The sequence below is a fragment of the Marisediminitalea oceani genome, assembly GCF_003731635.1.
GTDB classification, from domain to species: Bacteria; Pseudomonadota; Gammaproteobacteria; order Enterobacterales; family Alteromonadaceae; genus Alteromonas; species Alteromonas oceani.
This window is the reverse complement of sequence record NZ_RCUA01000037.1, coordinates 46,177-69,619: the sequence shown is the minus strand read 5'-3', so window position 1 is coordinate 69,619 and position 23,443 is coordinate 46,177. Positions and strand designations below refer to the sequence as shown.

Genomic DNA, 23,443 nt, shown 5'->3' with positions numbered 1-23,443 from the left:
CCGCGCAGCCCTGGCTCGTCGTCCGTGACGAGCCTACGGATTACCTGAAACTTTTTGTCTGCCAATAGTTCGCAATAACCGAACGGGTTAAAAGCCGGTGTTTTAACATCGCATTGCAGCCTTGGAACATCCCTTCATATCGGCCGCTGAGCCGGTATCTTCTAAAAGGGCTGTCTATCCGAAACAGTATTATCGAGTGAGCAAAACTTTTCAGGAGATACCGGATAGCGGCTAAAGCCGCTTCCGGCATGACGGGGTGGGGTATTGGCCTTCAAAAAACATCGTCATACCGGCCGTCGAGCCGGTATCTTCTAAACAGGCTGCGTATCCGAACAGTATTATTGAGTGAGCAAAACTTTTCTGGAGATACCGGATAGCGGCTAAAGCCGCTTCCGGCATGACGGGTGTGGAGGAGTCTATTTTGTTATCTGGTGTATCTTGTACTTTAAAGACCGAAGGCGTAACGCAGAATAAATACCAGTGCCAGCAGGTAAGTAATAACGCTGATTTCTTTGTGTTTACCAGTGCCCAGCTTTACACCCACATAGGTGATAAAACCCAGCGCTATCCCTTCACTGATACTGAAGGTGAGTGGCATAGCCATAAGCGCAACGACGGCGGTAGCGGTAGCGCCAAGATCATCAAACTCAAGATGACGAATCGATTCCATCATTAAGATACCTACCATCACCAAAGCAGGAGTAGTGGCCATCAGCGGAATGATTTTCATCAGTGGCGTTAAAAATAGTGCCAGCAGAAAGCAGATACCCACTACAATAGCGGTAAGGCCGGTGCGGCCACCGGCTGAAGCGCCGGCTGCTGATTCTACATAACTGGTTACCGGTGAGGTACCTAAAGCCGCGCCGACCACACTGGCTGACGCATCAGCGGTCATCGCAGCGCCAATTTTAGGCAGTTTGTCTTCTTCATTGAGCAGGTTTGCCCGGCGCGATACACCAATCAGGGTACCGATGGTATCGAACATGTTGACGAACATCAGGGCAAATATCAGATCCCAGGTTTCAGCGAAATGCTCCAGCGGATACATAATGTCCATGGCAAACCAGGTATCACTGATAGGCTCAGGCATGCCGACAATAGCCTCTGGTGTAGGCGTTAGCATGCCGTCTTCAGTAGGAATAATAAATCCCATCAGAGTAAGCAGAATAATAGAGAGAAGAATACCGCCGGTAACGTTTTTCTTCACCAGTATTACAGTCAGCAGAATCCCGGCGAGGGCAAGCATAACCGCGGGGTTGGATAAGTCACCAATGGTTACAAAGGTTGCCTGGTTAGACACGATCAAACCGGCATTTTTGAGACCGATAAACGCGATAAACAAGCCGATACCGCATTGCACGCCTATTTTCAGAGACGGTGGAATGGCTTCGGCAATTAAGGTTCGCACCCCTGTAAGGGTTAATAATAAGAACAGCACACCGTTCCAGAATACGATGCCCAGGGCGGCTTCCCAGGGGATTTCCCGGGTCATACAAATGGTAAAAGCAAAAAAGGCGTTAAGGCCCATACCCGGTGCCAGTGCAATCGGGTAGTTGGTCATAAACGCCATTAGCATGGTGCCCAAACAGGCGGCCAGCGCCGTAACCGTAATTAAGCCGGTAGCCGGCATGCCGCTTAAGCCCAGAATGCCCGGGTTAACCACCAGAATATAAGACATTGCTGCAAACGTAGTCAGGCCGGCGATCACCTCGGTTTTAATGGTGGTGCCGTGGTCCTCAAGTTTGAAAAGCCGCTCTATCAGCGATGATGACATAGTGAATCTCTTTTATGGTTTGTAATTGTTGAGTGTGTTGGCTTAGTGCAAGCAAAAAACTGACCATTTAGTCAAAGAGTTGGTCTGGTATCTGCTAGACTTTCACATATCACAATAAACGGTTGGTACCGAACAGACCAATCTTACTATAAATCAGTTTGATGCAGGCTATTTTGGCATGGAGCCATTCAAAGATGCACCTAAATGGTGAATTTGCCTGACAACAGTGCGCGAGGGAGCCCGTTACGCGATGAGACTTATACATTTAATTGAGCAGTTGCCAAAAACCGAATTGCACCTGCATATAGAAGGTACACTCGAGCCAGAGCTTATGTGGGCGCTGGCCGAGAAACACGGGGTGTCGTTACCTTACGATTCCGTAGAGGCCATTAAAGCAGCCTATCAGTTTGATAATCTACAGAGTTTCCTGGACCTGTATTATCAGGGCGCAGATGTGCTGCGCGACGAAGAAGATTTCTACCAGCTGATGCGCAGTTATTTACAGCATTGTCATGCCGATAACATCGTGCATACCGAGATCATGTTTGATCCGCAAACCCATACCGAAAGGGGCGTCGGATTTGATGTGTTTATGCCGGGTTTCCTACGCGCTATTGATGAAGCGAAAGCTCAATGGGGTATTAGCGTATACCTGATAATGTCGTTTTTGCGCCATCTCTCTGAGGCATCGGCTATTGAAACGCTTAATAACGCTCGGGACTATTACCCGGTTATTAAGGCAGTGGGGCTGGATAGTTCGGAGCAGGGTAACCCACCGGAAAAGTTTGTGAAGGTATTTACTGCCGCCCGGGCGTTGGGGTTTAAAAGTGTGGCCCACGCCGGTGAAGAAGGGCCGCCGGAGTACATCTGGCAAGCACTGGATCTGCTTAAAATAGACCGCGTCGATCATGGTGTCAGAGCCGAAGAAGACGAACAGCTAATCAAGCGTTTACGCGACAGCGGCATGGCGCTAACGGTGTGTCCGCAAAGTAATATTAAGTTGTGCGTGTTTGATAATATGGCGCAACACAATATTCTCGATCTGCTCGAGCAGGGGCTGTGTGTAACGGTTAACTCTGACGATCCGAGCTATTTTGGTGGCTATCTGAACGACAATTACAAAGCGTTAATGACCCATCTGGCGATGAATGAAACGGCGCTGGTTCAACTGGTTAAAAACAGTTTTATTGGGTCCTTTTTGCCGGCCGAGGAAAAGAATAAGTGGCTACGGTGTATTGATAACCTGGTGGCCAAAGCCGCTTAAGTCATTAAATGTAGAAAACTCAAAGGGGCCAAAAGGCCCCTTTGTTGTTTACGCAGTAGGTTCTGCAGAATTACTGCTGACCCGGCAGGGTATCCTGATACTTGTCCCAGTTAAGGACAATTTCATCAATCACGGTACTACCGACTGTATAAGCGGCTTCCAGTGATGGCAGCATGCCGGCATAGCCAGCGCCGGAGCTTTCCGAGGCGAGGTTTTCGGCAGCGGTCATGCCTGTTGGCTGCATGGTAAAGTTACTGGCAGTACGTAACACCATCACGCGTTTTTTATCGGCCAGACCGGCGTTATCCAGGTAGGTCAGAGCCTGATAGCTGCCGGTGTCTTCCATGCCGGAAGTCATAAAGTTGCCTTTGCCGTTGGTCCAGAAAGCTGTCCAGTCGTTTGCCCAGTCGTTAAACAGTTTGCCATGCCAGAAGGTAGATGCGGACAAGTGGTCGCCGCGTAAAACTTTAGGAGGCAATTGCGCTGCCGGCATTTCGGTGTACTTGCTGCGTAATGCCAGCATGGCATCGGTATCCATTAACTCGATATCCTTGGTGAGGTTGAATGCCCAGTCTACCAGCGTGGTATTCAACTGAAAGACTTCACCGTTACGGGCAACAACCTCTCCTTCCTGCTCTGGATAAGGTTCGTTGGCAAAGAGAGGGAAGTAACCTGTTGACCAGTCTTCCGGGATTTCCCGGGCATCAATCTGATGCGCCAGATCGCCGTCAACCAGGTAATCCGTCCATACCGCAGAGCCAATAGAACCATCCTGAGGGTCGATACCGGCAATACCCGCAATCAGCCAGTAGGCTTTGGTTAAATCAAAGCGAGAGTCCAGTCCCAGCGCGGTAAACGCCGATGAAGCGCGGGCAATCCCCATACCGGTGACCATGCCTAGTACGCCTTTCTCGGGGTTGTAATAAAGGTCGTGGAAGCCGTGAGGGAAGGGATACTTTTCAGTCAGGCCGTAACGCTCTTTCCAGAACTGAAATTCGCCGGGGCGATCACCTTCGTCTTCGCCAATTTCAAACATGGCAACAACAACGGCTTTTACTTGCAGTTTTTCGGCGCTTTCAGCCGGTGTTTTTACCGCTTCTGCGGGAGTGGTTTGTGTAGGAGCATCCGTGCCCGGCTGGCAGGCGCTCAAAGCCAGACAGCTCAATAAACTTAATAAAACGATACGCATAATAACTCCGTTAAACAAAAAAACTGCATGCCAAAGCATGCCGTTATTATCGTACAAAATGTAGCTTAGAACTTATAAGAGAACTTAGCACTGAAATGGCGAGGTAATTCCGGTAACACTATTTGTCCGCCGAACAAGTCCGGGAAGTTAGCACGGAAGTAACGCTCATCGGTCAGGTTTTTCACTGTCAGGTTCACGCCAAAGTTTTCGTCCTGATAAGACAGACCTGCGTTAACCACGGTATAGGCTGGAAGCGTTACCGCACCAGAGAAGCCTGACTTTGTAGAATCAGCGTCAATAACGCTAACGCTGGTCGCATAGCCATTCTGGAAGTCATAGGTTGCCGTTAACGAGTAAATGTTTTCCGGAATACCGGCTTTAATCGCGCCAGGGTTAGTCGACCCTTCACCAACAGCAAAGTTACCGATTGGCAGACCACCGTAGATAGCTGATGGATTTTCCAGATCAGGGAAGTCTTCAGCACCCAGGAATCCAAACTGGAAGCCGTTGTCTAAGGCTGTAATATTAACCACTTCAGTATTAGAGTACCCGGCGGTTACTACTAAACTTTCGTTAACTACCCAACGCAGTTCAAACTCAGTCCCTTCAGTTTTAGTGGTGTTGTTGGTGATAACCATTTGCGAGTTAAGGTCAGTACGCTCTTGCTCATAGATTGACAGGGCGAAGTACAAAGTATCTTCCAGAAACGAACCTTTAACACCGTATTCAACCAGCTCTGAGGTATCCATAGCGGCACCAGACTCGATATTGGCAGTCCAGATTTCCGCACCCTGACCGGCTACCAGAGTAGTCTGGTCAGCAACCGTTACATAAGGGATCAGGCCAAACGGCGTATTATAAGAAATACTGGCATTCCATGAAGTACCGTCGAGTGTGTTTGAGGCACTGACCGGAGCGGTTACGTCACCTTCACCACCAAAGCCGAGAATGGACTGGCCATCTTCAGACAGGCTGATAAATGAATTGGAACCATTGCCGAACAGCAGTTTATCAACCGGTATACGGCTTTCCAGATCGACGCTGTCGTAGCGTGCGCCGAGAACAACATTAAGACCCCAATCCCAGGTCAGATCGGTCATTACCGCGAAACCCAGATCCAGGTAATTACCGATGTAATAATCAGTGTAGTCGTTGTCATAGCGAGTAGACAATAAGCGTCTGTCCAGCGCCGTTGATGGCATAGTCAGGTCGCGACGGTCAAAGAACTCGTGGTGAAAATCATCGCCGTGCTCAAAGTCGGTATAACGCAGAGAGGGTGACACCTGAACCTTGGCGTAAAGCGAATCAAACTCATAGTCGGCGCTGAATACCACTTTGTCCTCAACAACCCAGCTGTCGTGGAACTGCGAGAAACCATAAGCATTTTCGTTGATATTTTCGTAGGCTTCGTAAAACAACTGGTTTTTGATTTCCCAGTTAGAGTCCGAATAGTAAATAACGTCAAAGTACAACGTTGTTACATCATTTTCCAAACGGTCATCAGCGGCAACCAGTACCTGATTACCTTTAAGTTTAGCGGTACCCGGATTATCCAGTTGCATCAAATCGTCAAAATCATCATCCGTCCAGCCAGCTGGCGTTGGAGTATAAATGAAGGGGTTGATAAGATTTTCGACGGCATCGTATTCCTGATGCGAAATCGAGCCATCGCCATCAGTATCCAATGGCTTGGCGGTACCTGTAATGTAAGTACCGTTATCAATCAGGTCCTGTGTTAATCGGTTCCAACCGGCAACCTGATTACCCGCGTAATCGTGGTACATACCACCAAACTGAATGTTAACGTTATCACTCACATCAACGTCAAAAGCTGCCTGAATGATAGTTTGGTCGGTCTGGGTGTTGTCATAATAACTGCCAGAATTCTCAAGCTCACCGTACACGTAGAAACCCATATCTTTACCAGCGATGGTCGCCGGACCACCCACTTCAGCGGTCAGAACGCTTTTATCCCAGGTGCCCATGGTGTAAGACATTGCGCCAGTAGGCTCATCAATGTACTTACCACGTCCCACTGCAGCTGATTTTGGATTAAAGTTCAGATAACCGCCAATTTTAGCCGGACCATAAATTGGCGAGGCCGGACCACGAACAATATCAACCCGGCTTGATGCACCAATTGGCGTAGGGTAGTTACCCGGGTTGTCCAGACGCTTCATGCCACGGAAATAAGCTTCACCAGGGTTACCACGAATATCCAGGGAACCGGCTACACCAAAAAATGACTGGGTAAAGGTACCTGGAGCGAAAGCGACCAGTTCGTCAATGTCGGATACGTTAAAACGTTCCATTTGCTCATCAGAGATGGTTGATGCAGAACGAGGCGTTTCCAGAATTGACTTACCAAAACCGAAAACAGCTTCGACGTCCTGGCCAGGTAAGCTGCCCAGAGAGCCTTTTACTTCAATTTTTTCGATTTCAGCATCAGATGGCTCTTCCTGCGCAAAGGCAGCAGTTGATAGCATCAGACTGCTGGTGACGGCCAGCGCAATCGGCGCCACACTAAATTTGGTCGTTTTCATGGTGTTCCTCATGTTCTCGGATTTTTTGTAAATTTAAGTGAGATTTATCTATGCAGACTTGCACACTGCAGGTTTAGTGCCAAAATCCTGTCCATGTGGTCAGGGTTGGTTTTATTTTTAATTGATTGATATTTAAAGATAAAACTTATGGCCCGACAATGTCTTTTCGTTACTTAATTGTTAACGACGAATGTTTGTTCAGTGCGATGCACCATTTCAGGGAGTATTCTCTGAACACTGCACCATGTAAACCTGAAGCCCGATCAGAACCGGGCCAACTGTTTACTTCTCTGTACATGGCTGTTGCTTTGTCACGTCAGATTGCAAACTATCGGTACTGGTGTCGGCTACTTTACTGCCTGGCAACACTACGGTAAGAACAATTGCGGTTAACCCTGCGGTGGTAACCGGAGATACAAATATGTTGGCCAGCCACGGTGGCAACTGAGCAAGCACGTCTCCGACCATCATTACGCCCAGCCCCATGCCAAGCGAACACGCGGTAATCAGGCTGTTGCGCTGAGTCAATGGTTCGCTGGTCAGGATCTTAACACCGCCCACTGCGACCATAGCAAACATCACCAGTGTGGCGCCGCCCAGCACAGGTTTTGGAATTGCCTGAAGGACTGCACCGATAAAGGGAAATACGCCAAGAACTACAAATACTGCCGCCACAAAGTAGCCCACTTTACGACTGGCTATGCCTGTCATCTGTATTACGCCGTTATTTTGCCCGAAGGTGGTGTTGGGAAAGGTACAAAAGATGGCCGCCATCAATGAGTTAAAACCATCACCCAGAATGCCGGCCCGGATCCGTTTGAGGTATTTTTCACCGCGGATCGGTAACTGACAAAATAAACTGTTGGCGGTGAGATCGCCGGCCGTTTCAATAGCCGTAAAAAAGTAAATTAACGCAATAGGTAAAAACAGCGACCAGTCAAAGTTGAAGCCGTATTTAAAGGGTTGCGGAAAGCTGAAAACCGGTAGCGATGTCAGCGCCGTGAAATCGGTCATGCCAGCAAAAAAAGCGATAAGTGTACCCAGGCTCATACCGATAAAAATGGCGGATAATCTTAACCAGCGGTTACGATGGGCATTAAAGAAAATAATCACCAGTAGTACAGTTAGTCCCAGGTTTAAATTATCCACACTGCCAAAATCATCGCTGTTAAAACCGCCCGCCAGATCTGTCATGCCGACCTTTATCAGCGAAATACCAATGGCAATAATCACAACACCGGTGGTAATAGGGGTTATCACGCGTTTCAACTGAGTAATAAACTGGCTCAGAATAATTTCAACGAAGGCGCCCCAGAAACAGACGCCAAACATCATGGCGAGAATATCGTCGTTGGTTCCTCCCCGGGCCTTAATTGTCGTTCCGACCATCAACAGAGCGCTGATAAAGGCAAAGCTGGTGCCCTGAATCGCCACCAGACCACTGCCTACCGGGCCAAATCCCCGGGTCTGGATAAAGGTGCCGATACCGGTAACCAGCAGTGCCATACTGATCAGGTAGGGCACCTCAGCCTGTAAACCCAGCGCCGATGCGATGATCAGGGTAGGGGTTACCACGCCAATAAAGCTGGCCAGAACGTGTTGCACCGCCGCCGTCAGGCTAACCATAAAGCTAGGTTTATCTTCCAGTGCGTAAAGTATGTGATGCTGTGACATTCGCTATCCTTGATGACACAAAGTGGGTTGATAGTCGCAGATAAAACGCCGTTTAGGGGCGGCTTGCGGTAATGGCGAAACGCCGTCTCCGGCAAGAGCTTCTGCAAACTGGCGCAAACGCTGTTCATAAGCGTTTAGCGCGGTTTGTTTATCATCTTCGGCTAAAAAGCTATGCTGAAGAGACTGGCGGGCAAGACTGGTGAGTTCCTGCCAGGATAAATTAAATTCTTTAACAGCTACGTAGTATTCATCGGTAAGGGTGCTGTCCCACATGCCGCGGTCGTCAGTAGTCAGTGCCACCGGAATATTGGTGCGCAAATACTCCGGAAATGGATGGCTGGCATAATTCTCAGTATAGTCGAGCAGGCGGTTACTGATCAGGTTAATTTCAATCAGGTACGGGCCATGGCGCATCAGCAGCAAGGTGTCCGGATCGGTAATGGTGTTCAGGCCGTGGCCGATGCGCTGGGCACCAAGCAGCAGGGTGTCTTTTACATGCTGGTTAGGTTCATCAACTTCACCGGCGTGAATAGCCAGATTAATCGCCGGATACTGGCGGCGTAATTCCCGTAACACCGGCAGGAAACGCAGAGGATAACCTTTGTCGTTATCCTCGCGGCCCACCATGTTTATGCCCACATAGAGGTCGCGATGCTGATCGACAAAGTCATACATCCAGCGCAAATGCTTTTCTGCATGGGGTAAAAAGCGCAGCAGAGCGTATTGAAAACGCACCGTAACGCCGGTTTGTCTGGCGGCTTTTGAGGCCAGCATATCGGTATAGACCTTCAGCGACGCTGCCGGCGACATTAACTCGCCCTCAGGAGTAATACTGCGATCCACATTCACCTGAGTCTCAAGGTACTGCAACCCCTCTGCCGCGAATGCCTGCATATTTTTCAGCAGGATGTGGGCGCCAATATGCGGATTATTAGTCAGTTCGTTAAGTCGTTGCCAATGGCGCTCGAAAAACTCATTGCGCCCTTCATGGGCTTTGTCCAGGCGAATACTGTTGAGCCAGGCGAGTCTGGTATTTTCGTCGAGCTCACTGAGTCGTTCATATTCCTTTTTTTCACAGTCGCTGAGGGCGGCATAGGTGGAGGCCTGAATGGTTCTGAATAGCAGGTTCTGTGGATTGGGACCATACTCATTGGTACCGTAGCCGCGGCATTGCAGTAAACGGGTTTTAGTGTAGTAACGGTAACCACCATTTTGTTCCGGGCGGGTGGCAATGTCGTACCACCATTCGCTAAAGCCGGCACCACTTAAGTGATGGTGCAAATCGCCGCCTTTTGGCAGTGACCACAGCAATTTATAAAGGGTCTGGTCACTGGCACTCTGCTTGAATTCCCGGAACCAGGTGTTCATGTCGGCACTGAATACCGACAGTGAAGTCAGCGTCAGGGCGGCGGCAAACAGGATACGAAACAAAGGGGAGGCTGAACGGCGGCTATTGCACCGGTAAAACATACTGCACATATTGCTCACTGTAGACATAAAAAAAGACGTTACGGGTGAAGCAATAATCTGACCATTTGGTCCGAATGGCGGGGCAACATTTAAGTTGCTGTATTTTAAAGATTATAATTACGCTGTGTAGTTTGCGCTTGCGGCGTTAAAAAGCCATTGCACCAGAGAGGGGCGTGACTGACTCATGAGCAGCCAGCCCCATACGGAGAACTCTGTGCGTCTGATTAATAAGGGAAGCCGTCGGGCAGGGTAACAAAAATCGAATGACGGACTTCATTGTACATGGCGCGGCTGCAATGGCCTTCGCCTTCGGTATCTTCAAGTAATAACACATCACCGGCACCGTAAACGTGGCGCTCACCATTGGAGACGGTAAACTCAGCGCGGCCTTTTAAAATGAACAGTAACTGGCGTGTCGGTGCAGGGTGCCATTTAAAATCGTAGTCGGCTGGCGTTTCGCGAAAAATAATCGAACCTGCAGGGATCTTCTCTGATAATAAGCCGATTGGGCCGCCATCTTTAAGCGGGATTTCGGCTTCACCAAAATGGCTCTTGCCGTCTGCATCGTTATAAATTCTGGGTATCTTCATGCGTATCATCCTTCTACTTGATAAATGGCCTAAAAGTCGGGCGAAAAAGCGTCTAAAAATCGATAAATAACCTGTAAGCTGGCGGCAACGTCGGCGCTGGTGACTGATTCACCGGGGTGATGACTGATCCCGCCTTTGCAGCGCACAAACAACATGCTTACCGGGCATATAGCATCCATGGCCATGGCATCGTGGCCGGCTCCAGAGGGTAAACTAACAGCGTTATGGCCGCTAAGCTGAATAGCCTGGGACAATGTTTGCGAGAGGTAAGGATCGCAATGCACGGCATCGGCATGGTGGGTTTGCTGCCAGTTAACATCCACATGGCGGCGCTGGGCAATGTCGCGGAACACTTCTTCAATCAGCTGTAACGCTGCATCCCGTTTATGGTCGTGCTCGCTACGGATATCCAGCGAAAAATTCACCTGACCAGGGATCACGTTTACTGCACCGGGTTTGGTTTCGAGTCGGCCGACGGTGGCCACAATGCCAAACTGGCTGGCAATGGACTCTACCGCCAGCACCATTTCGCTTGCGGCAACCAGGGCGTCCTGGCGCATATCCATGGGGACCGTACCCGCGTGCCCGGCCATACCGTTTAATTGCACATTCAGGCGTTTTGCGCCAGCAATCGCGGTTACCCAACCTACTGGCAGGTTCTTGTCTTCCAGTACCGGCCCTTGTTCAATATGCACTTCGAGATAGCCCAGCACGCTGTCGGGCTTAAGCGTTGCATCGCCAACCTTATCGAAAGCCAGACCAAACTCGGCCATCGCTTCAGGCAGTGACACCTTGTTTTCATCACGCAGTAACTGCCAGTCCTCTTTCCAGCGGCCGGTTAAGGCGCGGCTGCCCAGCAGGGTAGAGCCAAAGCGGGTACCTTCTTCATCGCCAAAGCCGACGATATCAATGTGAAACGGAAAACGGATGCCGTTTTCGAAACAATGATGCACCACCGCCAGCGGTGCAATTACGCCTAACATGCCATCGTATTTACCACCGTTGGGCACAGTATCTAGATGGCTGCCGAGCACCAGTGAGCGCGCATTGGCGTCGGTACTGTGATAACGGCCCCATTGATTACCCGCGGCGTCCTGCCAGACTGTCATCCCTGCCTCGCGCATCCACTGGGCCACTAAATCGTTAGCCTGACGGTGCTGTGGGGTCAGATAGCGACGGTCAACGATGCCGGGCGACTGAGTAATCGCACCGAGCTGATCGCAACGTAACATCACCTGGTTGGCCAGGCTGGCAAAATCCATCATAGTGATGAACCCGAAAAGCTATCCAGCGCGGCGTCAACACCACCACCTCCAGGCAGTTTATGCCCGGCGCGGCGTAACACGGTTTCCAGTGACTGCAGGGTATGCAGTACGGCATCTTTACGCGCGTTGTATCCCATGGTGCCAATCCGCCAGATACGCCCTTTAAGCGGGCCGAAGCTGGTACCAATTTCAATATTAAAGTCCAGCAGCAGTTGCTGGCGGATTTGCTCGCCATCCACGCCATCAGGAATTTCCACGCCCACTACGTTATGCATTTTGTGCGCGAGGTTACCGAAAGGCTCAAGGTTCAGCGCCTGCACACCGGCCAGCATGGCATCGCCGGCCTGCTTATGGCGGGCAATACTGTTATCAATGCCTTCCTCAATCAGGTTAATGGCGCATTCCCGTGCACAAAACAGCATAGAAGCGGCTTCGGTGTGGTGATTCAGGCGTTCCTCACCCCAGTAATCAAGCAGCATGGGAATATCAAAGTAGTTGGAGCGTATGCGACTGCCCGAACCCGACTGGTGGACAGATTCGCGAATACCGGCTTCTACGTGATGACGTTTGCGTACCAGCTCAACATAGCGTTCGCTTAAGGTAATCGGTGCGCTACCCGAAGGGCCGCCTAAACATTTCTGCAGACCAACAGATACCGCATCAAGCTGCCATTCATCGGTTTTAAACGGGTTACCGCCAATGGATGCAGTGGCATCAGAGTAGAACAACACGTCGTAGCGACGGCAAATCTCACCTAAGTGCTCCAGAGGCTGTAGCATGGTGGTGGAGGTATCGCCCTGAACTACCGCCAGCATTTTAGGCTGTACTTCGCGGATGGCTTTTTCGATTTGCTCAGGCTCAAACACTTCGCCCCAGGGCACTTCGATACTGTGTACCTCGGCACCGGCACGTTCGGCAATCTCACACAACAGATGACCAAAGCGGCCAAAAATAGGCACCAGCACCTTATCGCCGGGTTCCAGTGCAGACACCAGCACAGCTTCGATACCCGCGCGTGAGGTACCATCGACTAACAGGGTGTGGTGATTATTGGTTTCAAATACCTGACGGTACAACGCCATCACTTCATTCATGCAACTGGTCATGGCCGGGTCGTACTGGCCAACCAACTGTTGCGACATGGCCGTTAACACCCGGGGATAGCAGTTTATCGGGCCGGGGCCCATCAGCAGTCGGGGTGGCATGGTTAAGGGTTTCATCTTTTCTCCTAGAGCACGCTCTGAGCAAGCATTCTTACGCCGGTGATAAGCAGTACCACGGCAAACACTTTCTTGAGCTTTGCGGCATCCAGTTTGCTGGCCAGGCCAGCACCAACCGGTGCGAATAACACAGTAAGGGGGACAATGGCGGCGAAGCCAATCAGGTTAACCAGGCCGATGGTGCCATCGGGCGCATCGGCCGGCGCCTGACCAAAAATCAGCATGGTTATCGCTGCTGGCAGCGAGATGATCAGGCCAACCGCTGCGGCGGTGCCCACAGCACGGTGCGCCGGATAATTACAAAAGGTCAGAGTAGGGACGGTAAGTGTGCCACCGCCAATGCCGACCATGGCGCTGAATAAACCAATGCAAATGGCAATAATTCGCTGGCCAAGGGCGCCGGGTAAGTCGTTAAACCAGGCGCTTTTGCTGCCAATAAACATGTTAATGGCAGATAAGCTGGCGATAACGCCAAACAGTAAGGTTAATACTTCACCGTTCACCTGGGTGACCGCGTAGCTGCCAAGCAGTACGCCCAGCAAAATAAACGGGCCCCAGCGTTTGAGCAGGTCGCTGTCGACGTTACCTTTTTTACGGTGCGCGCGGATTGAGCTAACCGACGTTGGAATGATTGTTGCCAGTGAGGTTGCTGTGGCAATCAACATGGCTGAGTCGGCCGATACGCCCAGTGCCTGAAACAAAAAGTACAGTACCGGCACAATAACAATACCGCCGCCTACGCCGAGCAGGCCTGCCAGAATACCAGCAAATACGCCGGTGGCCATCAGGGCCAGAATTGTTGGCAGTAACTCCATGAATGCATCCATTACTGTACTTCTCCTGTTGCGGTATAAGCTTGCGCGAAGGCCTTGCCATCGCTGCGCGGATCGGTGGCCGCTTCGGTGGTCTCATCCGGGTGTAATACCACTGCGCCGGCATGGCCCATGAGTTCATTGCAGGCATCTACCACCACCATATCGTGGCCGCGGGCCAACAGATCTTCACCAACGTATTCGTTAAGGTCGCGTTCCACTTTGAGGTTATGCGACTGGTCGCCCCAGGTACGACCCAGTAACCAGCGGCCAAGGGCAATGGATTTATCCAGTGGCTGATTGTGGTATACATAGCGGCTGAACAAGGCCGCCTGAGTTTGCGGCTGACCTTCACCGCCCATGGTGCCGTAGCTGATGCGCCGGCCATCATTAAGCTCGGCAAAGGCCGGGTTTAAGGTATGAAACGGTTTTAAGCCTGGCTTGAGTTGTTGTAAGTGGCCGGGCGTAAGGCTGAACGACGTACCACGGTTATTCCACACAATACCGGTTTGCGGGCTGACTACACCGCTGCCATATTCCCAGTACAGGCTTTGGATATAGCTGACCATGCGGCCCTGGTTATCACAGGCGCCCATCCAGATGGTGTCGCCCAGTTTGGCTTCCTGAGGCCAGGGCAGAGCACTGTCGAGCTTTATGGCTGCGGCCATTTCATCCAGTGCTTCATCGGTCAGGAAGCTGTCGAGTTCAACACTTAAACGGCCCGGATCGGTAAGGTATTCGTTGCGTTTAATAAAGGCTTGTTTGGTACATTCAATCAGCAGGTGAACCATATCGACATCGCTGTTACCCTGGCTGACCACGCGGTCGTACAGGGCCAGAATAATTAACGAGGCAATGCCCTGAGTAGGCGCTGGCAGGTTGTAAAGTTTGCCTTTCGAGGTTGAGACACTCAGCGGCGTAACGACTTTGGCCTGGTACTGGTTAAAATCGCTCAGGCGAATCGGCGAGCCTGCCGCCTCAAGATCGGCCGCCAGTTCGCGGGCGATATCGCCATGATAAAAATCACTCAGGCCGTTGTCGGCCAGGCGCTGTAAGGTGTTGGCAAGCTTAGTGAGTTTAACAATTTTGCCTTTTTTAAGGGCCTTGCCCTTAATTAAAAACTGGCTGAAGTGTTCATCACCGGCTAAATCATCGAAGGTTTTAAAACTGGCATCCGACATACTCTGGGTCACTTCAATGCCCCAGTTAGCCTGACTGATGGCGGTGGCCAGTAAGTCCTGCAGCGGCATAGGTGATTGCCAGTTGGCACTGATCTCCAGCGCTTTTTGCCAGCCAGCTACAGCACCGGCCATGGTTAACGCCGCTTTGCCTCCACGCGAGGGGATAGCATCCAGGCCCTGATAAAAATCGCTGTCGGCCAGTCCGGCCGCGGTGCCGCAGGCGTCGATAGCCACCGGCGCTTTGCCCGGTTCACTGATTAGCCAGAAACCGTCACCACCGAGGCCGTTCATATGCGGGTATTCCACCGCAATAGAGGCCGCTGCGGCGACCATGGCTTCAATGGCGGTGCCGCCGCGTTGCAGGATATCGTTGCCTACTGTCGATGCAGCATAGTGTGGTGCGGTAAAAGCAGTGTGTTGTTGTTTTGTCATGCTTTCTATTCTTATTCCGTAAGGGTACGAGCCAGAGCGAACAGGCTGGTTTCACTGCCCGCAGGGCCTATCAGTGATAAGCCACAGGGTGCGTCATTCAGGCGAAATAACGGCAAATGCAGTTGTGGTAAACCCGCCAGTCCGGCTAAGGCAGTTAATGATAATAATTGTTTTCGGTAGTCGGTCAGTTCGGCCGCGCTGGCTGTTAACCGCGGTGCGCAACCCGGTGTGGTGGGCAGCACTATGGCGCGGTTACCGCCTAGCAATGACGCTAAAAGCTGACGTACCTGTTGTTGTATGTGTGTTGCGTGTTCTACCTCGGCGTCGCTGATTTGGGCGCTTTGGTTAAATCGCTCGGCAATATCCGGTGCAAAGACCGGCTGAGTGTTTGTGATCCACTCACCATGAGTTTGCCAAATCTCACGCCCCTGTAACACTCTGAATGTTTCAGCCAGCGGTAGCTGTTCCAGCTGACTGAAATCACCTGTCTGGCTAGCAATTGGCAGGGACGCAAGCCATTGATTAGCGGCGCTTGCCTGCTCACTGTTATCCACTGCCGTTTGGTACACCACCAAAGACGACAGAGCCGGGTTATCTGTCACCGGCGAGTCGAATAAACAGTTCATGCTGCGTTCGAGCACTTCAAGGCTTTTTGCCATCACACCGATGGTATCGAATCCGGGCGCCAGGGCGACCAGGCCGTCGGTGTTGATACGGCCGTGAGTAGGGCGCATGCCGTACAGTGCGTTATAACTGGCCGGTACCCGAATAGAGCCGCCGGTATCGGTGCCCAGACCAATGTCGGCCAGGCCGGCCGATACTGCTACGGCCGAGCCACTGGATGAACCGCCGGGCAGGCGCTCAGGCGTTAGTGGATTTTGCGGCGTACCGTAATGGATATTTTGCCCGTTTAAGCTGTAAGCCAGTTCGTCGGTAATGGTCTTGCCTGCAACTTTGGCACCCGCTGATACCAGTTTGGTCACGGCGCTGGAAGTAGTCCCGGCTACCGGGTGCGTGGCCAGCCAGTGGGGATTACCCGCGGTGGTGGCAGTCCCTTTGATAGCAAACAGGTCTTTCACTGCCACGCGCAGGCCCGACAACGATTTAACGCTATCGTTATCTGCATTGGCAGCAGGTGTACTGGCTTGTTCAGCAGGCACCACAGTGGGCGCTGGTTGCCAGACAAATGGCGAACTAACGGTAAAATGATCCATGAAGTTTAATGTTACAGAAGGATAGCCCTATGAAACAATCGTTTCACCAATAAGTCAAGTGAAACGTTTGTTAAATTGTTGTTGTTCTTGTTAACAAAGCAGGGCGTTTTACGCGCTGAGTAGTTGTTAGAGGCATGGTATTCGCCTTGCCAGCGGCAAAAGTGCTAACTGCCTTGGCAATTTTACGTTCACTCTGTATCGTAAAGTTATTACTTCTATCCGCGTGACTGCTCTTTATGGTTCGTTCGCTGCTGCCAATTTCTGCACTGTTGTTGTCTGATGCGCTGTTACTACTGGGTCATGGTTTACTGTTGACGCTCTTGCCCGTGGCCGCCAATCAGCTGGGTTTTACTGCCGTGGAAGTCGCCTTAACCGGCTCGGCCTATTTTCTGGGGATCATCGGTGGTTGTCTGGCGACGCCCCATGTGCTGCAGCGGGTGGGGCATATCCGCGGGTTCGCGGTACTGGCCTGTGCTTATCTCATTTTCACCCTGCTGTTTGCCTGGTTACAGTCGTTTGTGTTGTGGCTGGCGCTGCGCTTCGCCCTGGGGGCAGGTGTGTCCGGGCTGTATATGATTATTGAGAGTTGGCTTAATGAACGCGCTGATGCAAGTAATCGCGGTACGATTTTGTCGTTTTACTCAATGCTTAACCTGTTGATGATTACCCTGGCTCAACAGTTGCTCCTTTTGGCGGATGCCAGTTATCCGTTACTCTTTAGCATCGCCGCAATCTTTGTTGCGCTGTCGATTATACCTGTTTCGCTAACGCTGTCGCTGGCACCGGCGAAGGTCAACAGCGTAACAGTGAGTTTTAAGAAAGTCTGGCAGCATTCGCATATCGCCATGATTGGCGCAGTGATCCTGGGCCTGGTGACGGGCGCTTTTTGGTCGCTGGGGCCGGTGTTTGCCGCCGAAAGCAACTTCAGTAATGCGCAACTGGCCATGTTTATGTCGGCTACCGTTCTCGGTGGCGCCTGTTTTCAGATCCCGGTAGGGCGTTTTTCTGACCGCTACGACCGGCGCATTATTTTAATTTACAACGCGCTGGCTGGCGGTTTGATATCACTGGCTATAGTGCTGGCGTCATACTGGTCAGGGTTTGCTGGCTGGCCGGCAGCAATACTGGCGTTTCTCTGGGGCGGTACCTGTATGACCTCCTATGCCATTTGTCTGGCTCACGTGAATGACAATGCCACGGCCAAGGATTTTCTGCCCATCGGCAGTGGAATGCTCATCACTTATGGCATCAGTTCTGCCATCGGCGGGCCATTAGCCGCTTTTCTGATGGGGATTATGGGTGCAAAAGGACTGTATGCCTACATGACCTTCTTTTTATCATTGTTTGCCGTTATCGTAATTGTTCGCCGTCGTAGCCACGTGCTACCTGATACCAGTGACTCGCATCCTACTTTTCAGCCGTCGGCGGGTATTACCACGCCTGCGGCATTTGAGATTGATCCGCGCACCGAACATTTACCAGAGCATGATACGACTGATGCCAGTGCGTCAGGTTGAAACCAGCTTTAGCCCTGGCTAATTGGGAGCAGTTGCCTGTTAGCCAGCGCGTTTGTGGCTGGCTGCCAGTAAGGTGCTTAACCAGAATAACCCCGTGGCCACGGCCAGTGATAACCAAACTGCATGATGCCGCAGCTCTTCGGTGCCGCCCATTGCCGACATCGTCATATAGCTCCACGGATACCAGACCCAGTATTCTGAACTGCCTATTTGGACAATCCCCATAGTGGCCATGACCGCGACCGAGAGCGGTACAATAATATTACCAAATCGCCAGCTCACCGCATGTTGGATGATAAGTACGGGCAGGGAAGTCAGCATCAGGGCTGGCATCGCGCTGAGTAATACCATGCCGTATTCCGTTTCCCCTGGGGCTCCCAACGCGGTCATCAGTAAGGTGGCAAGCAAACCACTCAACCATAGCCACAGCAGGGCTGATGCGGTTAACAGCACGCCAAGGAGTAGTTTGGCAATATAGAGTGAGTAGAGGTTGACCGGTAGTGCCAGCATCAGGCGCCAGCCGTGATTTTTGTGCTCATTACCATTAATGGCGCCGGTGATGAGCGCAATAAACATCGGCAGCATAAAGTAGCTCCATAACGCCATGACACCCATCCACCAACGTTGCCAGGCCTGGGCGTCAAAGCCTGCCAGGTTCTGTGATTTAACGGCTAATCCGGTGGAAAACAGCACCACCAGAAGAGGCAGGGCAAATACCATCAACAGCGTTGATGTGCGCTTGAGCTTGAGACACTCAACTGCCAGCAGCCGGCTCAGGCCAGGAAATGGATTAATCGGTATGTTCATTGGTAAACCATTGCTCTAACGAGGTTTTACATTGGTAAGACTGAAATAACTCAATGCCTTCATTCACCAACAGGGCATGTAGCCGCGGTTGCTCATCACGGGGCAGCCCCTCGACCCGTAACGTGTTGGGATTAGTCATCTTGCTCTGAAAACCGTGTTTTAAAAGTACCGTATGAGCAGCGTTAGCGTCGCCCACTTCCAGTGTCATATTGAACTGTTGCGCGGCTTTCCAGCTTGGGATATCTGATTCAAAACGAATGCGGCCATCCTTTAATACCGCAAAGCGAGTGGCCATTTTTTCCACTTCATCGAGGTTATGCGTAGAGAAAAATACCGTGGTGCCGGTGCTGGCCGGTAGTTCACTGAGCAACTGACGGATATCGCGAATACCGCTGGGGTCGAGGCCGTTGGTAGGCTCATCGAGGATAAGCAATTCAGGATCACCCAGTAAGGTGTGGGCGATGGCGAGCCGCTGTTTCATGCCTAACGAAAACTGGCCGACAAGCCGTTTGGCTGCGTCGGTTAAGGAGACCACCGCCAATACCCGGTCTATCTCACTGACCGGCAGGCCTTTAATACCACAGCCAATGGATAAAAACTCGGCGGCGGTAAGGTTTGGGTAAAGGCTGGGCGCATCAATCAGTCCGCCAAGGCGGTGTAACAGGCGGTAATCTGGCACAAAACGGGCTGAGCGAGACAGTAAAGAGCGGCGTTTAGCATACAGGCTGTCACCGCAAATTGTAACGCTGCCAGCATCCGGCGCTTCCAGGCCAGTGAGCACTCTGATGGTGGTGGATTTACCTTCGCCGTTATTGCCTAAAAACGCATACACGCTGCCATAAGGGACAGCCAGGTTAAGCTGACTTAATACCTGTTCACCTGCATAGGTTTTGCTGATCTGATTAAGCGCCAACGCGTTTTCACTGGGTTGACTGAGCATCCGTATTGCGTCCTTTTCACTTAGTTCCTGTAAGTAGCGGGTATTTTACGCTGGCGGCCAGGTTCGCCAAGCTTTTGATTGTTTCAGAATATGAATTACAGCAGCTTATTCCGGATCAAGCTCACCCATCTGAGCATAGAGCTGACTGATGGTCGACACCCGGTGATCGCCTTCCTCTCCCAGTAAGGTGTAGGCCTGGTTACAGATTACGGATACCAGACTCATGGGCGCGGCATAACTATCAAAGGCGAACTGGTTGCCCAACTGACACACCAGGGTATGGCCGACGCGGTCCTGATAAACCTGACCGGTGGGATCAGTAAGCAAAATGGTGCGCTGCGCCGGTAATGCTTCAATCATACGGGCAAAAATACGTGGGCGGCGACGAAAGCCAAACACCACAATAACTTCGTCGTCGGCCAGATCCATTAAATCTTCACTAAGACTCTGCCCCGGCTGAGGTAATAACCGCACATTGGGCCTGATCTGCTTGAGTTGCTGGCGGCAGTGCAGGGCCACCGGATAACTGTTGCGATAGCCAATAAGCGTGATCCGCGGCGCCTTGGCCAGAATGGCGGCAATTTGGTTAATTTCTTCGCCCGGAATCGACTCCAGGGTACGTTGCAGGTTGCCAAGCTCGGCAGCGATATAATCATGCTGGGTGAGCGTTTGTTTAACCGGAATACCGGCGTCACGCTGCAGCACTACGTCCTGTTTGGCATCCTGATGGGATGCATAGCCGAGTTGACGAAACAGCCTGCTAACGGTGGCTTTGGAGGTATTGGTTTTGGCCGCAATTTCGGCGGTGGAGTCGCTGATTATGGTCAGCGGAAACTGTTGCAGGTAATTGGCGATAGCCCGCGCAGAGGGTGACAAGTCGGTATACTTGTCACGAATTCGCGCTAAAACACCATTATTATCAGCCACTTCAAAGTCCAGCTAGTATGTATATTTCATAATTAGTGTAGCCGACTAAGCGCCAAAGGGGTATCTGTTTTTCCAGGCACAAAAAAAGAGCGCCAGTTGGCGCTCTTTATATTATCGGTTAGTTGTTAAGCATGAGACAGTGTGGAGCTGTCATCATGCTTCGGCGACTTTTTTCCACTATCCTCGATAATCGACACTGCCGACTCCAGAGCTTCAAGTAAGGTAGGGTAGGTGAGAATTTCCGCAGAGGAAGCATTCACATTACCCAGCACTTCTTTAATTTTATCGGAAGCGCCACATACCATCAGTTGTCGGCCGGAACTCTTGGCATCCGATGTTACGGTCTCTACGGCCATGGAAGCGGATACGTCCATGGTGGGCACCCTGGAGAAGTCCAGAATGAGTACCCGGGAGCCAGGCTTGACCCACTCGCGCACATGGTGACCTAAATCAGCCGCCGCACCAAAGCTTAACGGGCCGCCAAAACTAAAGATACTGACCTTGCCCTGGGCTTTTTCAAGCAGGGCGTTTTCTTTAGGATCGTTGAGCGTATCCGGAATTTTCTTCAGTTCTTCGATTTGCAGCTGGGCAATCTGACGAACGTAAGCCAATGCAGCCAATACCACACCAACGCCTACGGCTGTGATCAGGTCAACAAATACGGTCAGACCCAGTACCAGCAGCATCAGCGCAAAGTCCCAGCGCGGACCGCTGTGAGCACGTTTCAGGTAGCTCCAGTCCACAATATCCAGGCCCACTTTTACCAGAATACCGGCAAGTACGGCATGCGGAATAGCACTGGCCAGCGGGCTCAGGCCAAGCACAACAGCCAGTAATACCAGCGCATGAACCATACCTGATAAGCGTTCTTTACCGCCGCTGCGAATGTTAACCACAGTACGCATGGTGGCGCCGGCACCGGCAATACCACCAATCAGACCGGCTACTGTGTTACCAATACCCTGACCAATCAGTTCCTTGGAGCTGTCGTGACGGGTACGGGTCATGTTGTCGGCAACCAGTGACGTTAACAGACTGTCGATAGCGCCCAGAATGGCCAGAATAAACGCCGCCTCAAGTACTAATAACAGCGTAGAGCTTTCAAAAGTAGGCAGATGCAGGCTTGGCAGACCGGTTGGAATGTCGCCTAAAATGGGTACATTGGTAATGAACAGGCTGACATTGGTACCGATAATTAACGCAGCCAGGGCGCCCGGTACATACTTACCGAGGCTGGCTGGCCATTTATAGGCAATTACCAGTGTACCAATACCCAGTGCCAGCGTGGCAAAGTTTATGTCGGCCAGCGCGGTAGGGATATAACCCAGTGCGCCCAGAGTTCCCCCTGGCGGCTCATGACCCAGTAACCGGCCAATCTGCAGAATAATAATAATGGCCCCGATCCCCGACATAAAGCCAGAAATAACCGGGTAGGGCACCAGGCGGATATAGTTACCTATGCCCAGAAAACCAAATAAAATCTGGAATAAACCAGCCAGTAACACGGCAGTAAAAATGAGCTCTACGTTGCCCGATAAACTGGCAAATAAACCGGCCAGCACCACCACCATAGGTCCGGTCGGGCCGGAGATTTGCGATGGCGTACCACCGAACAGTGCCGCAAAAAAGCCCACCGCAATGGCGCCATACATACCTGCCATCGGACCAACACCAGACGCAACGCCCAGAGCCAGTGCCAGCGGCAGTGCAACTACGCCGGCGGTAATACCGCCGGTAATATCGCCACGAACATTAGCAAATAAGTTCTTCATGACTTTTCCTTAACAGTTGTTAGGTTTACTTGTGTTTAGAAACCAGCTCGGTGGCGTATTTTTCGTCCATGGGGCCAAACTTACCGGTTTCTTCCTGATAACAGGTGACTTCTGCAGTTTCAATGTTGTAAAACCAGCCATGCAGTTTTACCTGTCCGGTGGCAAGCTTCGCAGCGACCGCCGGATGGGTTTTGATGTGTTGTAACTGTTGTACCACATTTTCTTCGGTAACTAACTGTAAATGATCTTCTGCGTTCAGTTCATCACAACCGCATTTCTCTTTTACTACTTCAGTCGCTACCCGGCAGTGACCCAGCCATTCTTTCACATGGGGCAGAGCGGATAACGCCTCCGGGTTAATTGCTCCTTTCATCGCGCCACAGTCAGAGTGACCGCAGATTACGATATGCGTAGTACCAAGGGCGGCTACGGCAAACTCAACCGATGCAGTCATACCGCCGGTTTCGTTGCTGTGCGGGGGGATAACATTGCCGGCATTACGGCAGATAAATAAATCACCCGGTTCAGTTTGAGTTACCAGGTTAGGGTCGATACGTGAATCAGAACAGGTAATAAACAATACTTCCGGATTTTGGCCGTTAGCGAGTTTCTTAAACGCGGCTTTTTTTTCCGGGAACACTTCATTTTGAAACTTTGCTACGCCAGAAATGACATGATCCATACCAACTTACTCCTCGTCGTTTGTAAGATTTATGATTGTTAAAATATTGTTATATTATAGTCTCATAGAAAAATAGCTTACCTCGTGATAGTTATAGGCTATAAGTCCAGGGAGTTTTATTCAACTAAGGTGGGATAGATATAACAAAAAGGCAGCCAAATGGCTGCCTT

Annotated in this window: 18 protein-coding genes; 2 read left to right on the top strand and 16 right to left on the bottom strand. The window is 51.2% G+C overall.

What is annotated here, in order from left to right:
- Window positions 1-445: 445 nt before the first annotated feature.
- A complete protein-coding gene (locus D9T21_RS12325; RefSeq protein WP_123325276.1) occupies window positions 446-1,774 on the bottom strand; it encodes an NCS2 family permease in 1,329 nt (442 codons plus the stop codon).
- 250 nt (window positions 1,775-2,024) lie between these two features.
- Here D9T21_RS12325 and D9T21_RS12320 point away from each other — a divergent pair, with 250 nt between their 5' ends.
- Entirely contained in the window at window positions 2,025-3,038 is a 1,014-nt protein-coding gene (locus D9T21_RS12320) for an adenosine deaminase (RefSeq protein ID WP_123325274.1), read from the top strand.
- 70 nt (window positions 3,039-3,108) lie between these two features.
- Here the strand turns inward: D9T21_RS12320 and D9T21_RS12315 are convergent, their stop codons facing one another.
- The 10 genes from D9T21_RS12315 to D9T21_RS12270 form a co-directional block, all read right to left on the bottom strand.
- Window positions 3,109-4,227, bottom strand: a complete 1,119-nt coding sequence (locus D9T21_RS12315) for a purine nucleoside permease (protein ID WP_123325272.1) — start codon at window positions 4,225-4,227, stop codon at window positions 3,109-3,111.
- 65 nt (window positions 4,228-4,292) lie between these two features.
- Window positions 4,293-6,770 carry a TonB-dependent siderophore receptor gene (locus D9T21_RS12310; protein WP_123325271.1) on the bottom strand — a complete coding sequence of 826 codons (2,478 nt, stop codon included), beginning with the start codon at window positions 6,768-6,770 and terminating at the stop codon, window positions 4,293-4,295.
- Between the two features lie 282 nt (window positions 6,771-7,052).
- On the bottom strand, window positions 7,053-8,444 hold the full coding sequence (locus tag D9T21_RS12305; protein WP_123325269.1) for a uracil-xanthine permease family protein: 1,392 nt from the start codon (window positions 8,442-8,444) through the stop codon (window positions 7,053-7,055).
- A 3-nt stretch (window positions 8,445-8,447) separates the two neighbouring features.
- Complete coding sequence (locus D9T21_RS12300) at window positions 8,448-9,923, bottom strand: adenosine deaminase (protein WP_241155704.1); 1,476 nt, start codon at window positions 9,921-9,923, stop codon at window positions 8,448-8,450.
- A gap of 215 nt (window positions 9,924-10,138) precedes the next feature.
- Complete coding sequence (locus D9T21_RS12295; RefSeq protein ID WP_123325266.1) at window positions 10,139-10,504, bottom strand: AraC family ligand binding domain-containing protein; 366 nt, start codon at window positions 10,502-10,504, stop codon at window positions 10,139-10,141.
- A gap of 29 nt (window positions 10,505-10,533) precedes the next feature.
- On the bottom strand, window positions 10,534-11,769 hold the full coding sequence (locus D9T21_RS12290; protein WP_123325264.1) for an allantoate amidohydrolase: 1,236 nt from the start codon (window positions 11,767-11,769) through the stop codon (window positions 10,534-10,536).
- Window positions 11,766-12,989: a pyridoxal-phosphate-dependent aminotransferase family protein gene (locus tag D9T21_RS12285; RefSeq protein ID WP_123325263.1), complete on the bottom strand. Its 1,224-nt coding sequence runs from the start codon at window positions 12,987-12,989 to the stop codon at window positions 11,766-11,768. Before D9T21_RS12285 ends, D9T21_RS12290 begins: the two co-directional genes overlap by 4 nt.
- Before the next feature lie 8 nt (window positions 12,990-12,997).
- Window positions 12,998-13,816, bottom strand: a complete 819-nt coding sequence (locus D9T21_RS12280; protein ID WP_123325261.1) for a sulfite exporter TauE/SafE family protein — start codon at window positions 13,814-13,816, stop codon at window positions 12,998-13,000.
- Window positions 13,816-15,414 (bottom strand): gamma-glutamyltransferase family protein, encoded by a 1,599-nt coding sequence (locus D9T21_RS12275; protein WP_123325259.1) that lies wholly within the window; start codon window positions 15,412-15,414, stop codon window positions 13,816-13,818. Before D9T21_RS12275 ends, D9T21_RS12280 begins: the two co-directional genes overlap by 1 nt.
- A gap of 11 nt (window positions 15,415-15,425) precedes the next feature.
- A complete protein-coding gene (locus D9T21_RS12270) occupies window positions 15,426-16,628 on the bottom strand; it encodes an amidase (protein WP_123325257.1) in 1,203 nt (400 codons plus the stop codon).
- A 236-nt stretch (window positions 16,629-16,864) separates the two neighbouring features.
- Between D9T21_RS12270 and D9T21_RS12265 the strand changes: the two genes are divergently transcribed.
- The gene (locus D9T21_RS12265; RefSeq protein WP_123325255.1) at window positions 16,865-18,145 is read left to right on the top strand and encodes an MFS transporter; all 1,281 of its coding nucleotides are present in this window, start codon (window positions 16,865-16,867) and stop codon (window positions 18,143-18,145) included.
- Between the two features lie 39 nt (window positions 18,146-18,184).
- Here D9T21_RS12265 and D9T21_RS12260 read toward each other — a convergent pair whose 3' ends face one another.
- The 5 genes from D9T21_RS12260 to D9T21_RS12240 all read right to left on the bottom strand — a co-directional run bounded on the left by D9T21_RS12260 (window position 18,185) and on the right by D9T21_RS12240 (window position 23,273).
- Window positions 18,185-18,952: an ABC transporter permease gene (locus D9T21_RS12260; protein ID WP_123325253.1), complete on the bottom strand. Its 768-nt coding sequence runs from the start codon at window positions 18,950-18,952 to the stop codon at window positions 18,185-18,187.
- Window positions 18,936-19,892 (bottom strand): ATP-binding cassette domain-containing protein, encoded by a 957-nt coding sequence (locus D9T21_RS12255; protein WP_123325251.1) that lies wholly within the window; start codon window positions 19,890-19,892, stop codon window positions 18,936-18,938. Before D9T21_RS12255 ends, D9T21_RS12260 begins: the two co-directional genes overlap by 17 nt.
- Window positions 19,893-19,997: 105 nt before the next feature.
- On the bottom strand, window positions 19,998-20,819 hold the full coding sequence (locus tag D9T21_RS12250) for a MurR/RpiR family transcriptional regulator (RefSeq protein ID WP_123325249.1): 822 nt from the start codon (window positions 20,817-20,819) through the stop codon (window positions 19,998-20,000).
- Window positions 20,820-20,944: 125 nt separating this feature from the next.
- Complete coding sequence (locus tag D9T21_RS12245; protein ID WP_123325247.1) at window positions 20,945-22,591, bottom strand: SulP family inorganic anion transporter; 1,647 nt, start codon at window positions 22,589-22,591, stop codon at window positions 20,945-20,947.
- A 25-nt stretch (window positions 22,592-22,616) separates the two neighbouring features.
- Window positions 22,617-23,273 (bottom strand): carbonic anhydrase, encoded by a 657-nt coding sequence (locus tag D9T21_RS12240; protein ID WP_123325245.1) that lies wholly within the window; start codon window positions 23,271-23,273, stop codon window positions 22,617-22,619.
- Window positions 23,274-23,443: the final 170 nt, after the last annotated feature.